A 12,775-nucleotide genomic window follows, 5' to 3' on the forward strand; every position below is an offset into this window, starting at 1 on the left:
CCCGTCATTGCGAGGAGTTCGCGACAAAATTGCAAAGCAATTTTGCGCTGAAGCGACGAAGCAATCCATGGCACCGCATACGCGGAAGGATGGATTGCTTCGCGGAAGCCCGTCATCCGGCGGCGCTTCGCGCCGACCGGGTGGCTCGCAATGACGTGGAAGCGTCGTCGAGAATTGTAGCGAGCGGCCTCCGCACGCTGTCGTCCTGGCGAAAGCCAGGACGACGCTGAATACATTCACATTCTGTCAGGATGACGGGAGCGCGGCCCCGCTCACAGCGTTTCCTGCTTGTGGTCGCAGTTCTTGCAGGTGAACTTGACGCGGGACTGGCCCTTTTCCGCCTGCACCCGGTTCGGCGCACCGCATTTGCCGCAAACGGCCTCGATCCGGGTCGTGCCCTGCTTGATGACCAAGTTCCGCTTTTCCATGGTCTCGCGGATGAGGCGTTCGGCCTCCTCGCGCAGCGATTGCTTCGACATCATCTCCACCGGTCGTTGGTTAGCGGGCGGCGTCATAGCACGACCGCGTGAAGTTTTGACAGCGGGGATTGCAGCTTAATTTTCAGACAATGAGCCGGTCAACCGGCAACCGGAAATGCCGCGGTTTGATCGGTTTTGACGGCCGGCCGATGCGGAACACATTGACGAGGCGCAGATCGGCGCCAATTTTGCCGAGCTTTCGCAGCCGGTCGTTGAAGTCAGGATGATCTGATAGCGCCGAAATCGGGCACGCCGCGAAACCGGCGCGATCGATCTCCAGCCAGGCGCGGTAGAAATGGCGTCCGGTCGTGAGTGGATCCTCACCGACGGGACGGCAAAACAGCACGATCGCCGATGCCGACGCGGTCTTGGCGCCGTCGGCAAGCAACGACGCGGCGAGGCCGAGACGATCGAGCGGCTTGAACAGGCTGCCGAGCACGTAACGCGCGGCGGTGGCCTCGACCACATTCATGGCCAGCGCATCACGGTTGAGGCCATCGAGCAGATAGTGCGGATGGCCGGGCGACAGCCGCATCCATGCGAGCAGCTCGGCCCGGTAGTCGTCACCGCGGACAAAGGAGAATTCGGCCCGATCGGCCCAGCCGGCGATATCGGCAATCGCCCGGCGATCGCCAATGCAGATCACATCGTCGCGCGCGGCAACCAGCTGCGCCAGCGCCGCCGCATCATCAAGCGACGCCGCGAACTTGCCGCGCCACGACATGCGGCGCGCCACGAGGTCCGCCAGCAGATCGGGCTCGGCTCCTTGCTTGATCGCAAAGGAGCAGAGCACGGTAAGTTGCGGCGACAGCGGCTGCTCGAGCGTGGTGATGCCCGTGATTGCGAAGCCACGGCGGTTAAGCGCGAGACTCATACCCTCCAGCGCCGCGCCGTGCGACACCAGAACATCATGCCCCGCGGGATCGGCGACCGGGGCGCGGACGCGGGTCGCATCGACCAGCGCCAGCCGCCCGTCGCCGAGCAGGCGCCAGCGGGTCGGCTGGATGTTGTGGACGCTCGGCGCCAGCCGCGCCTCCGCGACCAGCTCGCGCAGCAGATCCGGCGTCAGCGCGCTCATGCTGCGGCCAGCCGCTTGGTGAACAGATGCAGCCGGTGCAGCGGCCTTGCGCCGACCTTCTCGACCTGGCGCAGCGACGGACCGTTGATATCGGCGATCCAGGTGCCGCCCAGCGTGCGGTAGCCCGCCTCCTGCAACGCCAGCGCGGTGCGGTAGAGCATCGCGCCGTTGAGGCCGCGATTGTGCAGGTCGCGGCAGACCGACTGATAGATCAGCACCGCGCGCCTGTTCATCACGCGGTGCTGCACGAATTTGAACGGCGCTGACAGCCCGACCCGGCCATCGATCGCCTTGATCAGCGGATTGAGGTCAGGGATCGCGATGATCGCGCCGGCGGGCCTGCCGCGGTGATAAACCACGGTCGAAATCCGGTTGTCGATGATCCACATCATGTCGCCGGCCTGGAACAGATATTCGGCGGCGGTCGGCGGCACGAACATCGGATTGTCGGCAAAGCCGTCATTGAGGATCAGCCGCGCATCCTCCAGCCGCACCTTGAAGGCGGAACGCTTGATCGGCTGCCAGACGAAATCCGGGTCAGCGAGCACGGCGCGCTGCTTGTCGCCGAGCAGTTGCTCCGGCTTGCCGCCGTCGAGCGCGATCTCGAACGTCGTCATCGGGAAGGTCGCGGCGTAGCCGGCGCGTTCGAGATGCTGTGCAATGTGCGGCGGCGACCACATCATGTCGGTGAAAGGCGCATGGTCGAACCCGTCGGTCATCACGCCGATCTGCTGCATCGCCGTGAGGTTGAAGTTGCCGGTGACGCGGCTCATGCCGCGCGCCGACAGCCATTGCTCGGCGGCGCGCAGCAGCGCATCGGCCACTTCGTCATCGTCGATGCAATCGAAGAAGCCGAATGCACCGTGGCGGGTGCCGTGCTTGCGGTTGGACGCGTCGTGGATCGAGGCGGCGATGCGGCCGACCGGCCGCCCATCGCGATGCGCGGAGAACAGCGCATAGCGGCCGTGGCCTTCGGTGACGAACGGGTTCTTCGCCGGATCGAACATCCGGTCGAAATCGCTCCACAGCGGCGGCACGTAAAGGCTGTCGGGCCCATAGGCGTTGAGCGCGGCGTCGAATGCCGCCCTGCGGTCGCCCTCGCGGATCTCTGATGTCATTTGGCCTCCGGGGTCAACGCCAGCAGCCGGCGCACCAGCGCCAGCGCGGTCTCAGTGGCGGGGTCGGCCGCGGTGACGGGCACCGCGAGCACGATCAGGTCGAGCGGATCGTGTCCGAGCACGATGACATGGGAGGCGTTGTTGGCTGCGATCAGCGACACGATGCGCTCGGCCGCGGGATCGGTCGGCGCCAGTCCCCACGGCGCGTCGGACCGCCGCAGCACACGCCGTGTCGACAGGAAGTCGTGCAGCAGCGGCGGATCGTAGAGCGCAAGCTCGTTCTCGCGGAAGCGCCGCGCGCTTTCGAAGATCGGGTGCCGCGCCAGCTCGGCGATCAACTGCTCCCTTGTCTGCGCCGGCGATGCCGCGACTGAGTTGAGCACGCCCGGCTCCTGCGATTCGAACAGCGCCCGCAGCGCGTCCGTCATCAACCCGATGGTCAGGACGCCGGCGATCGCAACCGCGACGAAACGGATCATCTGCGCGGCGTCGACGTCGGGCGCCATGAAGGCAGCGGCGAGGCCTAGCAGGCCCGACGAGATCAGCCGCAGCGCCATCATCGCAAGGCCGTGCCGGCGCGTCTCGGCGCCGCCGCCGGCGATCAGCATCACGGTCACGGTGAGCAGCGCGCCCAGCGCGCCGAGCCGCACGGGGATATCGGGAAACAGCGTGCGGAAATCGGTCAGGATGAACGGGATCACGACCAGCGCGCCAACCGCCATGCGGCCGATGCTGCGGTTCTCCGCAGCCATCAGCGAGGCGCGATCGCGCGTTGCCAACAGCAGCGCGCAGGTGGCGAAACCCAGCAGCTGGAACAGCGCCAGCGCGATCGCGTAAGGCATCGCCAGCCGTTGCAGTCCGAACAGGCCGCCGAGACCGAGCAGGATGGCGCCCGCGAGCGCCGCGATCTTGACCGCGCGCGGCGCGTGGCGCCGCAGGATGCCTTCGGTGACGATCAGGGCGCCGAGCGGGACCAGCGAGGCCGGGATCACCGAGAGGCGGTCGAGCAGGCGGCTTCCGGTCCACCAGGCAAGACCGCGGTCGAGGAACAGAATCGCGATCACGCCGAGCGCGAGCAGCAGGCGGCGCGTCAACGGGCTCCTCGGATCGCGCCGGTAGAACGTCATCATCGCCACGGCGAGCCCGATGGCGCCGCACAGATTGACGATGGAATCGGCGATCACCCCGGAGGTCATTTGCCGCCCGTCAGTTCATCGATGGCCCGCCGCACCAGCGGACGCATCAAGGCGGCGACCAGCGCATTGCGCGGCTTCTCGATCGCGGGCCGGTGCGGGTTGAGAAACCAGCCGCGACAATCGGTGCCGGAGGTGCGGCCGAGGATCAGCGCGACCGCCTCATAGGCCATCAGCATGCCGGTCGAGATCACCATCGGCGCAAACGACATCCGGCTGCGGCGGCCGGCGGCGACTTCGCCGGCGATGGCGAGGTCGACATAGTTGCGCGACGAGGAGTGCAGCATCACGTGCTCGATCTCGGCGCGCATCGCGGCGCGGCGGTCGTCCTCGGTGATTTCGGTCCAGTCCTTGCCAAGCGTCGGAAAGCCGAGGCGCTGCTCGGGCCGCGGATCGTGCGGGCGCACCACGATCACCGACGGCAGCGGCGACATATAGGCGTCGATCACCGTTGCATCGGCGCGCTTCGCGGTCCGGTACAGATGCACGCCGGCGGCGATATCGTCCATGCCGTTGACGATGACCGGGCACTGCGCGGCGATCCCGGCCAGCTCGCTGGTCCAGTTCTCGCCAAGCACCTCGATCTCGATGGTTGGATTGATCCGTTTTGCGGCTTCGGCGGCAACCGCCGCCTTCTCGCGCCCGACCTCGTCGGCGAAGGCGAACACCTGGCGGTTGAGGTTGGAGACCTCGAAGCGGTCGATGTCGGCGATCACGAATTTGCCGACGCCGGCGCGCGCCAGCGCCATGAAGGCCGCGCCGCCCATGCCGCCGACGCCGCAGACGAACACCCGCGCCTGACGCAGCAGCTGCTGCTCGTGCTCGTCGATGAAGCCGATATTGCGGCCGGTGAAGGAATAGTAGTCGAAATTCATCGCGCGGCCCCGTTATCCTGCTTGCGCGGACGCAGCGTGCCGAAGGCGCGGCTGTCGTCCATCCAGTAGACCACCGGCAGCACCAGCCGCTGCAGCGCCAGCATCGCGGACGCCGCGAGCAGCGACGGCAGCGAGCCCGAGGGCACCTCGCTCATGAGATAGCGGCGTGCGCCGGCAAGATCGACACGGCCGAGTTGCAGCACGTCGTCGCCGCGGCCGTAATCCAGCTCGCGTGCGCAGAACTCGTTGTAGATTGTGTTGCGATGTTTCGGGGCGATCTCGAAGGTCTTCTTCAGCGCGTCCGAGCCGCCGGTATAGGCGTTGGTGATGACCGAGCGCGCCTCGTCGAAGCCGGCCTCCTCGCCGACGCCGAACACCGCGCGATGCCTTGCCATGATGCCGCGCGCCAATTGGAGATGCGCAAAGCTCTGTCGCGCGCCCGGCAGCGGCGACGGGTAGACGTCCGAGAATGTATCACTGACCATGCCGACCACCGCCGGCACCTGGGTGACGTTGGAGATCCATTTCGGCCGCAGCCCGTCGCGGGCGAACAGCACCAGCGCGGTCAGGCCGTAGAGCACCCAGGACAGCCCCTGCCCGCGCACATCGGGATCGACCATGACGAGGCCGAGATGGGTGACCTCGGCCGGCTCGCCGTCGAGCGGCACGTCCATCACCGACAGCGCGTTGAAGGCGATCGGCCGCCCGGTGTCTTCCTCCGAGATCAGCGTGACGACGGCGCGCGACAGCCGCTCGGGTTCACCGGAGAAGATGCCGTAGGTCAGGCTCTCCTCGGGCAGCGTCTTGGCGGCGACGATGCGCAGCTGCTCGACCAGCGCGTCGAGCTCGTCCCTCGGCAGCGACAGACCGGGCGACTCGACGATCCGGGTGCGTTGGCCGGCCTGGGTGCGCAAGCTGAGATCGATGGTCGGCTGCGACAGCGCCTTCAGCCAGAAGCCGCCATGGCTGCGCAGACCGTCAAAGGCGGCGCGCGCCTTGCCGAGACTCTTGGCAAGGCTCTTGCTGCCGCGCGAAGCCGGCGTGGGATTGTCCGTGGACGCCATTTCTCTGTCCCTCGGGCGCGATCTCTGCACTCGCCCCTGTTAAGGAGCCATGAGCGCAACCTGACGCTGTTTGCCGCACGGTAAACAAGGCCTTCCGGAAACGGAACAAGTTGGCCGTAAGCGGTCGGCGGCCTATCCACACCGTCATTGCGAGGAGCGATAGCGACGAAGCAATCCATCGCTCGGCATACGCGGAAGAATGGATTGCTTCGCTGCGCTCGCAATGACGGCGGGGTCGGCCAAGTCCCCGGAACGACGAAAGCGGCGGGTGAGAAACCACCCGCCGCTTCGACTTGACTTCGGCTCACCCTGCCTTGGAGACCTCCATCAGCAGGCGCTCCGCCTTGGCGTCCTCGATGCGGTTGACGAACTTGCTGCTCTCGTAATTGTCGCGCACCGTCTTGGTGAGCGTGACGCAGGTCTGGATCAGCATCACGATGCCCATCGTGAGATAGCCCTTCATCCAGAGGTCGATCGGCAGGAAGAACACGCCGACGGCGACGAGGAAGGCGGAGGCTGCAAAGGACGCGTAGGTGAAGGTAACCCAGCTGCCGCTGTGGGGTTGGATGGTCTGGTTCATGGTCGTCTCCTTGATGATAGATGGTTTGAAATTGGCTTGGTTTCAGACTTGAAGTTCAGGCTTGAGGTTTCAGGCTTGGGATTTCAGGCTGCTGGCGGGCGCTTGGCTTTCAGCCGCGCCAGCACGTCGTCGGCGGTCGATTTCATGCGCGGGCCAAAGCCCTGCTCGGCGAGCTTCTCGGCGGTGGCTGATGGTCCCGAGGCGGCGTCGATCTCGACCAACGCCTCGTCGGCGGCCTGGATCTCCATCTGCCGCTCGCGCAGCCGCTTCAGCGTCGCCTCCGCTTCCGGCAGCGTCGACTCGTAGGGGCGCGCCGCCTCGATGCCGCTCCGGCGCAGCGAACGCACCGCTTCCGATGCGCGGGCCAGCCGGCGGCCGCGGTCGAGCTCGGCGATGCGCGCCTCGGCGGTGCCGACATGGCGCTTCAGCCGGGTGATCTCGGAAGCGAACAACGCGCGTGCGGTCATCGCGGCGTCGCGCTCGGCTTCGAGATTGGCGATCGCCTGCGCGGCTTCGCGGGCGAGGTCTTCCCGGCCGCCATTGAGTGCCGCCGACGCGCGCACCTCGAGATCGGCGATCCGGGCGTTGGTGGCGTCGAGCCGCCGGCCCTCCTGCTGGTCGCCGGCGATCGCCAGCGCCAGGGTCCGCTTCGAGCGGTCGACGGCGGCGGCGGCATCGCGCATCTGCTGGTCGAGGATGACCAGCGCGGTGCGGTCTTGAAGTTCCTCTTCGGCCACCGCAACGGTGCCGCGGAAAAGAGTGAAAACAGTTTTGAACATTTCATCGCTCCCTGTTATGAGCATCGCTCATGAATCTCTTGTACCATATAATGAGCATTGCTCAAGAATTATTTGAGCAACGCTCAAGACAATGGTTAACGAAGGATCGAAGATGTCCAAGGCATTGGAACGACGTGCAAAACTGCGGGAAGCGCTGATCGAGGCGGCGGAACGGGCGATTGCGGCAAAGGGTCTCGGTGGCCTGAAAACCCGCGAACTGGCCCAGGAAATCGGGGTCGCCAATGGCGGCGTCTACAATCTGGTCGAGGATGTCGACGAGCTGATCCTGCGCGTCGGCTCGCGCACGCTGGCGCGGCTCGATGCGTCGCTGTCGCTGGCCGAGATCGGCGGGGCTGCCGCGCCGCGCGAGCTGCTGGTGCGGATCGCGGTCGCCTATTGCGATTTCGCCGCCGACAATCTCGAACTGTGGCGCGCGCTGTTCGAGCATCGCATGCAGCCCGGCAAGCCGGTGCCGGAATGGGCAATCACCGAGCAGATGGAATTGTTCCGCCACATCTACAAGCCGCTCGCCGCGCTGTTTCCGCAGCGTTCGCCGGCGCAGCTCAGCGTCACTGCGCGCAGCCTGTTCTCCGCCGTGCATGGCATGGTCGCGCTCGGGCTGGAGCACAAGCTGATCGCGGTGCCGATCGGCGCGCTGCGCAGCGAGATCGCAACGTTGACGCGCGCAATGGTTGACGGGCTGACGGCGAAGAAGGAATAGGCCGCGTGGCCCCAAACCGCACGATGTCCCCGCCATCCGGTCAAGCAAAGTTGCCGCAGAGCACCGTGAATTGCAGCCGTTGCCCCAGGGGGACGCAGCGGTCGAGGTCAGAAAGGGGAGAAAGCCACTTGCGGAATCACCGAACCGTAGCTATCTACCGCTGATCGAATTTCGGCCGAACGACTTGGCCTCGCCGCTGATAGCGTGCCTGACTGACGACCCTCACCCCCTGAACTTCGAATTCGCCCGCTGCACTCGTGAGTGCGGCTCCAAACACGTATCTATAGGACGATTTTCCATGAGCATGGGAACTGTGAAGTGGTTCAACAGCCAGAAGGGTTTCGGCTTCATTCAGCCGGACCAGGGCGGCCAGGACGTTTTCGTTCATATCAGCGCAGTCGAACGCGCCGGCATGAGCACCCTCAACGAGGGACAGAAGGTCTCTTTTGAGATCGTTGCAGACCGCCGGACCGGCAAATCTGCTGCGGACAATCTGCGCGCGGTGTAAGCTGCGACAATTGGCCATGCTGCTTTGACCACGGATGAACTGGCAAAGCCTCTGGTTACGCGACCCCGCGACCGGTCACCCGGCCGCGGGGTTCTCTTTGTCAACACCGCGCGCAATGCCCGCCAGGACCAGGACTTGAACCGTCTGCCGGCGAAACGGCCCGCGCATCGAAGCAGCTGAGGTCGCGAGCGTGTCCACCAATATCGATCCAGCTCGGCAGCACGACGACATCATGTACCCGCAGGTCCTCCCGTTTCTGCTGGTCCACGCAGGGTGTCTGGCGGCGATCTGGACGGGCGTCTCATGGCAAGCGATTGCAATTTGCGTCGCCCTATACTGGCTGCGCATGTTTGCGATCACCGCCGGCTATCATCGGTACTTCTCGCATCGGGCCTACTCAACGAGCAGGGCGTTTCAATTCATCCTCGCATTCCTCGCCCAAAGCAGCGCTCAGAAAAGCGTCCTTTGGTGGGCCGCGAAACATCGACATCACCATCTTCATTCGGATACCGAGCAAGATGTGCATTCGCCGGGGCATAAGGGCTTCGTGCACAGTCATCTCGGGTGGATTTTTTATCGACAGCACGATGCAACTGATCTGACGAAAGTTGCGGATTTTGCCTCGTATCCGGAGTTGATGTGGCTTCACAGATTGGAGGTCTTGCCGGCGATCGTGGTCGCAGGTCTGTGCTTCCTCATCGCCGGATGGCCAGGGCTCGTGGTCGGTTTCTTCTGGAGCACCGTGCTGCTGTATCACGCCACGTTTTGCATCAACTCCCTCGCGCATGTTCACGGGCGCAAGCGGTACGTTACGGGCGATGACTCCCGCAACAATTGGCTGCTGGCTCTGTTTACGATGGGTGAGGGTTGGCACAACAATCATCACGCCTACCAAAGCAGTGCGCGGCAAGGCTTCCGGTGGTGGGAGATTGATGTGACCTATTATGTTTTGGTGACTTTGTCCTTGCTCGGTATTGTCTGGGATCTGAAGGCGCCGCCCACGCTGGTTCTCCGCAACGAGCAGCGCTTGGGATCGCGTGTGATAAGGCGAACGGCTGAACAACTCGCTGGTCGCTTCAATCCCGAGTACATCGCGCAGGCCATCAAATCGTCGGTCCACGACACCGGATTGTCGGTGCGGGAAGCGCTTGTTCTGTTACAACATCGCGCCGACTTGCATCTGCCCAGCATACCAACGCGCGACCGGTTGTTGGCTGAAGCCCAGGCCATGTTCGCGAAGACAAGTTCGTTGGACGACATTGTCGACCGTGCGCATGAACTCCTGGTGGAGTCGGTTTGCCTCCTGCTCGCGGTTCCACCTCGGATGGCCGGCGCAAGCCCGAAACCTCAGGTGAGCCAACCGTAACATTTTGCCTTGGCCTTTTCCCGACCTCACGGCTCCATCGCGTAGGCGCGCCCGGGCTCGAGCGCGTAGATCGTCAGGAAGCGCAGCGGCCGTTCCGGATCGCAATTGCGAAACAGCGTGTGCGGAACGTCAGGGCGATCCTGCAAGGTCTCGCCCGCCCGATACTGGCGCGGCGCCTCGTCGTCATACGCGGACTCGGCAACGCCTTCGACGATGAAGACCACGCCGCCAATGGGATGCCGATGCAGCGGGGCGACCCCGCCGGGCGGAAAGGTCACCTCGGCAACGACAAGCTCGCGATCATCGCCGGGCAAAGCGAGACGCTCAAGGGTCTTGCGGGTGACGCCGGCGAATCCGGCTTGTTGAGCTTTTGCCTGACCGTCGCTGCCCTCAGCCATTGGAACCCTTCCCTGTCACGCGCGCCTTTGCCCCATTCAGATCAAGGCTGCGGTGACTATGGGGGCGCTTCAACGACACAACAAGCGCCCAAGCATTTCAACACATGTCGCGCGGGCGAGGCGAAGCCCTTGCCACCCCTGCTCCCACGTTGCAGGATTCCTGCGAGAACCTTCAGCAGTGGGCCTTGCATGAAAACGAGTATCGTCACGACGCGGGCGTCGGGGATCGCCGCCCTGGCGCTCATCTTTGCATTAAATGTCACGCCGGCATCTTCGGCGCAGCCCGTGCCGGAATGCTCGATGTCGATGACATTGGCGGATTGGGGCGAGAATTCGAGCGGCGATATCGACGTCGCCTCGGGCCAAAGCTGCCAGATCCCGATCGGGATCCGCGGCACGGTGACGGACTCCGCGATCTCGCAGAAGCCGGCCTACGGCAAGCTGAAGAAGATCAACGCATCGACCTTCGAATACAGGGCGAAGGCCAAGTACAAGGGCAGCGACACCTTTGCCATCAAGGCAACGGGCCAGGGGCCGAAAGCATCCGGCACCTCGGTCATCACCGTGCACGCGACGATCAAGTAGTCCCTCGGTCGCGCGCCGCCTAAACGCGACGCGCGAGCATTACATCGGTATCAGGCCGGCCGCGCGCCGGTGCGGATGATCGACCCGACATGCTGGCCGCGCAGCGCCGCCGTGAGCCGCCGGGAACGAGGCCGTTCACGACCTGCACGCGTTCGATATGCCGCGCATTGGCCATCACCTCGAGCAGCGCGGGATCGAACGGCAGCGTGCCCTTCAGCTTGGCGAGGTCGGCGAGGCTGGCCTCGCGCAGCAGCTGCGCCTTCTTCCCCTCGGGACCATTCGGATCGTCGGTGTAGACGCCGTCGACATCCTCGACGATCGTCAGGCCGGCGGCACCGAGCGCATCGGCGATCAGGAACGCACCGGTGTCGGCGCGATGCAACGGGATGCGCGAGACCGGGAATTCATGATGGTGATAGGGCGGAAACGCGCTGCCCACCACGGCGCGGGCCGCGGAGAGATGGATCGCAAGCTGGCTCGCGATGGTCGGATGCTCGAGATAGGACACGCCCTCCGGCGCGAGCAGGCAGGCCAGGATGTGGCCGTTTTGGCCGGCTTCGCTTGCCGCGAGCGGCGCGAGCGAGCCGACCGGCAGGCCGAGATCGAGGCCGACGCTGTAGAGATGACGGGCGCGGATGCCGGCGCCGGTCAGGATCAGCAGGCGGTGCTCGGGCAGCAGCGAACGCAACTCGGCGACGATCGGCAGGATCGCCTCGTGGCCGCGATCCATGATGGAGCGGCCGCCGATCTTCACCACCTGCACCCAGGGCAGCAGCGGGATCGGGCGACCGCCGGCAACGGGACGGGTGAGATCGCTGTCGAGCAGGGTCTGGCGCGCGAGCGGCGAGGCGACGTGCTTGATGGTGTCGTCCATGGTCGTGTCCCTGCTCAGTTCGCGGTGATGATGGTGCCGACATGCTCGCCCGCAAGCGCACGGGTGAGGTTGCCGGGGACGAGGCCATTGACGACCTGCACCTGGCGGACATGGCGCGCGGTGGCGAGCAGATCGAGCACCGGGAATTCGAGGATCGAATCCTGCAACCCCTTGGCCTTCATCTCGGCGACCGAGATTTTCGGGATGAAGGTCGCGCCCTTCGAGGTCTTGGGGTTCGCGGTGTAGAGACCGTTTTCGTCCTTCACATAGATCATCGCCTTGCAGCCGAACTGTTCGGCGACCAGGAAGCATCCGGCGTCGGTGCGATAGGGCGGGATCATGCCCTCGGGTGCCGGCCGCATCCAGAGGCCGTAAGGCGGCATGCCGCTGAAGATCACGGCGTTCACCTCGGCGAGATAAAGCGGCACGGGCCGAAAGCCCGGCGCCGCTGACCGCGGAGATGCCGTGCCTGGCGAGCAGCTGGCCCAGCATCACCGCGTTCTGGTCGGCGACCGAGGCGCCGAGCTGCGACAGCACGCCGGCCGGCAGCCGCAGCCCGGCCGCGATCGAATAGAGGTGCCGGGCGCGGGTGCCCGCGCCGGTCCCGATCAGGATCTTGTGCGCCTTGCGGGCCGCGACGATCTCATCGACCAGTGGGTAGACGGCGGCGCGGCCGCGGTCGATGACGCTTTGCCCGCCGATCTTGATCACGGTGGCATCCGGCAGGATCCGGAAGTCCGATGCCGCCTCCGCCGTCGCCAGAAGCTGCGGATCGGTCAACGATCGCTGCATCAGCAGCGCTTCAAGCTCCGCCGTCGTATTCGCCATGAGAAACGTCCTTTCTCCAATGCGCCTGGCATTGCTTCCGTCGGCCCGCGATGTTCGATGTCTCCACCGGTGTCTCGCAAAGACCGGTGTTCGAATTGCACTGCTAACGGCAAGCCTGGCGCGTCTCAAGCCGCAACGGCGGGGATAGACCATCGCGAATGGCACCGGCGAGTGCGTGTCGCGACACCCGGTGCGAGGCCGCTCGGAACCGGATACCTATGACGTTTTGCCGCACGCGACCTGACTGATGGGTGTGACACCCATCATAGATGCTGCATTGAAATTCTGCGATCCTGAATTTGATATTAACGATTTCTTCGGAATGCGCT

Annotated in this window: 13 protein-coding genes and 2 pseudogenes; 4 read left to right on the forward strand and 11 right to left on the reverse strand. The window is 65.0% G+C overall.

The window, feature by feature from the left end; translation table 11 throughout:
- Positions 1–272 precede the first annotated feature (272 nt).
- The 8 genes from J2R76_RS21940 to J2R76_RS21975 all read right to left on the reverse strand — a co-directional run bounded on the left by J2R76_RS21940 (position 273) and on the right by J2R76_RS21975 (position 7,166).
- The gene (locus J2R76_RS21940; protein ID WP_024581255.1) at positions 273–479 is read right to left on the reverse strand and encodes a hypothetical protein; all 207 of its coding nucleotides are present in this window, start codon (positions 477–479) and stop codon (positions 273–275) included.
- 82 nt (positions 480–561) lie between these two features.
- Positions 562–1,557, reverse strand: coding sequence for a hypothetical protein (locus J2R76_RS21945; RefSeq protein WP_253588138.1), 996 nt, complete (start codon positions 1,555–1,557; stop codon positions 562–564).
- Positions 1,554–2,675, reverse strand: coding sequence for a GNAT family N-acetyltransferase (locus J2R76_RS21950; protein ID WP_076827623.1), 1,122 nt, complete (start codon positions 2,673–2,675; stop codon positions 1,554–1,556). The genes J2R76_RS21945 and J2R76_RS21950 overlap by 4 nt, the downstream gene beginning before the upstream one ends.
- Positions 2,672–3,871: a hypothetical protein gene (locus J2R76_RS21955; RefSeq protein ID WP_076827625.1), complete on the reverse strand. Its 1,200-nt coding sequence runs from the start codon at positions 3,869–3,871 to the stop codon at positions 2,672–2,674. The genes J2R76_RS21950 and J2R76_RS21955 overlap by 4 nt, the downstream gene beginning before the upstream one ends.
- The gene (locus tag J2R76_RS21960) at positions 3,868–4,743 is read right to left on the reverse strand and encodes a ThiF family adenylyltransferase (RefSeq protein ID WP_076827627.1); all 876 of its coding nucleotides are present in this window, start codon (positions 4,741–4,743) and stop codon (positions 3,868–3,870) included. The genes J2R76_RS21955 and J2R76_RS21960 overlap by 4 nt, the downstream gene beginning before the upstream one ends.
- Positions 4,740–5,807, reverse strand: a complete 1,068-nt coding sequence (locus J2R76_RS21965; RefSeq protein WP_200844554.1) for a hypothetical protein — start codon at positions 5,805–5,807, stop codon at positions 4,740–4,742. The genes J2R76_RS21960 and J2R76_RS21965 overlap by 4 nt, the downstream gene beginning before the upstream one ends.
- 304 nt (positions 5,808–6,111) lie before the next feature.
- Positions 6,112–6,387, reverse strand: coding sequence for a YiaA/YiaB family inner membrane protein (locus tag J2R76_RS21970; protein ID WP_038384293.1), 276 nt, complete (start codon positions 6,385–6,387; stop codon positions 6,112–6,114).
- 83 nt (positions 6,388–6,470) lie between these two features.
- Positions 6,471–7,166 carry a PspA/IM30 family protein gene (locus J2R76_RS21975; RefSeq protein WP_076827629.1) on the reverse strand — a complete coding sequence of 232 codons (696 nt, stop codon included), beginning with the start codon at positions 7,164–7,166 and terminating at the stop codon, positions 6,471–6,473.
- A 112-nt stretch (positions 7,167–7,278) separates the two neighbouring features.
- Here J2R76_RS21975 and J2R76_RS21980 point away from each other — a divergent pair, with 112 nt between their 5' ends.
- From J2R76_RS21980 to J2R76_RS21990, 3 genes are all read left to right on the forward strand, one after another.
- Positions 7,279–7,887, forward strand: a complete 609-nt coding sequence (locus J2R76_RS21980) for a TetR/AcrR family transcriptional regulator (protein ID WP_076827761.1) — start codon at positions 7,279–7,281, stop codon at positions 7,885–7,887.
- Between the two features lie 298 nt (positions 7,888–8,185).
- A complete protein-coding gene (locus J2R76_RS21985; protein ID WP_028341292.1) occupies positions 8,186–8,395 on the forward strand; it encodes a cold-shock protein in 210 nt (69 codons plus the stop codon).
- Positions 8,396–8,585: 190 nt separating this feature from the next.
- A complete protein-coding gene (locus tag J2R76_RS21990; RefSeq protein ID WP_371852130.1) occupies positions 8,586–9,761 on the forward strand; it encodes an acyl-CoA desaturase in 1,176 nt (391 codons plus the stop codon).
- Positions 9,762–9,787: 26 nt separating this feature from the next.
- Here J2R76_RS21990 and J2R76_RS21995 read toward each other — a convergent pair whose 3' ends face one another.
- Positions 9,788–10,159 carry a cupin domain-containing protein gene (locus tag J2R76_RS21995; RefSeq protein ID WP_076827631.1) on the reverse strand — a complete coding sequence of 124 codons (372 nt, stop codon included), beginning with the start codon at positions 10,157–10,159 and terminating at the stop codon, positions 9,788–9,790.
- Positions 10,160–10,348: 189 nt separating this feature from the next.
- Between J2R76_RS21995 and J2R76_RS22000 the strand changes: the two genes are divergently transcribed.
- Positions 10,349–10,744, forward strand: a complete 396-nt coding sequence (locus tag J2R76_RS22000; protein ID WP_244558806.1) for a hypothetical protein — start codon at positions 10,349–10,351, stop codon at positions 10,742–10,744.
- Positions 10,745–10,794: 50 nt separating this feature from the next.
- Here the strand turns inward: J2R76_RS22000 and J2R76_RS22005 are convergent.
- Together J2R76_RS22005 and J2R76_RS22010 are read right to left on the reverse strand one after the other, a co-directional pair.
- Positions 10,795–11,618 (reverse strand): annotated as a pseudogene (locus J2R76_RS22005) (molybdenum storage protein subunit alpha).
- A 14-nt stretch (positions 11,619–11,632) separates the two neighbouring features.
- Positions 11,633–12,446, reverse strand: a pseudogene (locus J2R76_RS22010) (uridine kinase).
- Positions 12,447–12,775 lie beyond the last annotated feature (329 nt).

Origin of the sequence: Bradyrhizobium sp. USDA 4532, from assembly GCF_024171315.1 — a bacterium.
Lineage (GTDB): Bacteria > Pseudomonadota > Alphaproteobacteria > Rhizobiales > Xanthobacteraceae > Bradyrhizobium > Bradyrhizobium australafricanum.

Excerpts from the sequence above, each read along its gene's own strand:
- J2R76_RS21940 (WP_024581255.1), bottom strand. The coding sequence starts at position 479 with ATGTCGAAGCAATCGCTGCGCGAGGAGGCCGAACGCCTCATCCGCGAG.
- J2R76_RS21945 (WP_253588138.1), bottom strand. The coding sequence starts at position 1,557 with ATGAGCGCGCTGACGCCGGATCTGCTGCGCGAGCTGGTCGCGGAGGCG.
- J2R76_RS21950 (WP_076827623.1), bottom strand. The coding sequence starts at position 2,675 with ATGACATCAGAGATCCGCGAGGGCGACCGCAGGGCGGCATTCGACGCC.
- J2R76_RS21955 (WP_076827625.1), bottom strand. The coding sequence starts at position 3,871 with ATGACCTCCGGGGTGATCGCCGATTCCATCGTCAATCTGTGCGGCGCC.
- J2R76_RS21960 (WP_076827627.1), bottom strand. The coding sequence starts at position 4,743 with ATGAATTTCGACTACTATTCCTTCACCGGCCGCAATATCGGCTTCATC.
- J2R76_RS21965 (WP_200844554.1), bottom strand. The coding sequence starts at position 5,807 with ATGGCGTCCACGGACAATCCCACGCCGGCTTCGCGCGGCAGCAAGAGC.
- J2R76_RS21970 (WP_038384293.1), bottom strand. The coding sequence starts at position 6,387 with ATGAACCAGACCATCCAACCCCACAGCGGCAGCTGGGTTACCTTCACC.
- J2R76_RS21975 (WP_076827629.1), bottom strand. The coding sequence starts at position 7,166 with ATGTTCAAAACTGTTTTCACTCTTTTCCGCGGCACCGTTGCGGTGGCC.
- J2R76_RS21980 (WP_076827761.1), top strand. The coding sequence starts at position 7,279 with ATGTCCAAGGCATTGGAACGACGTGCAAAACTGCGGGAAGCGCTGATC.
- J2R76_RS21985 (WP_028341292.1), top strand. The coding sequence starts at position 8,186 with ATGAGCATGGGAACTGTGAAGTGGTTCAACAGCCAGAAGGGTTTCGGC.
- J2R76_RS21995 (WP_076827631.1), bottom strand. The coding sequence starts at position 10,159 with ATGGCTGAGGGCAGCGACGGTCAGGCAAAAGCTCAACAAGCCGGATTC.
- J2R76_RS22000 (WP_244558806.1), top strand. The coding sequence starts at position 10,349 with ATGAAAACGAGTATCGTCACGACGCGGGCGTCGGGGATCGCCGCCCTG.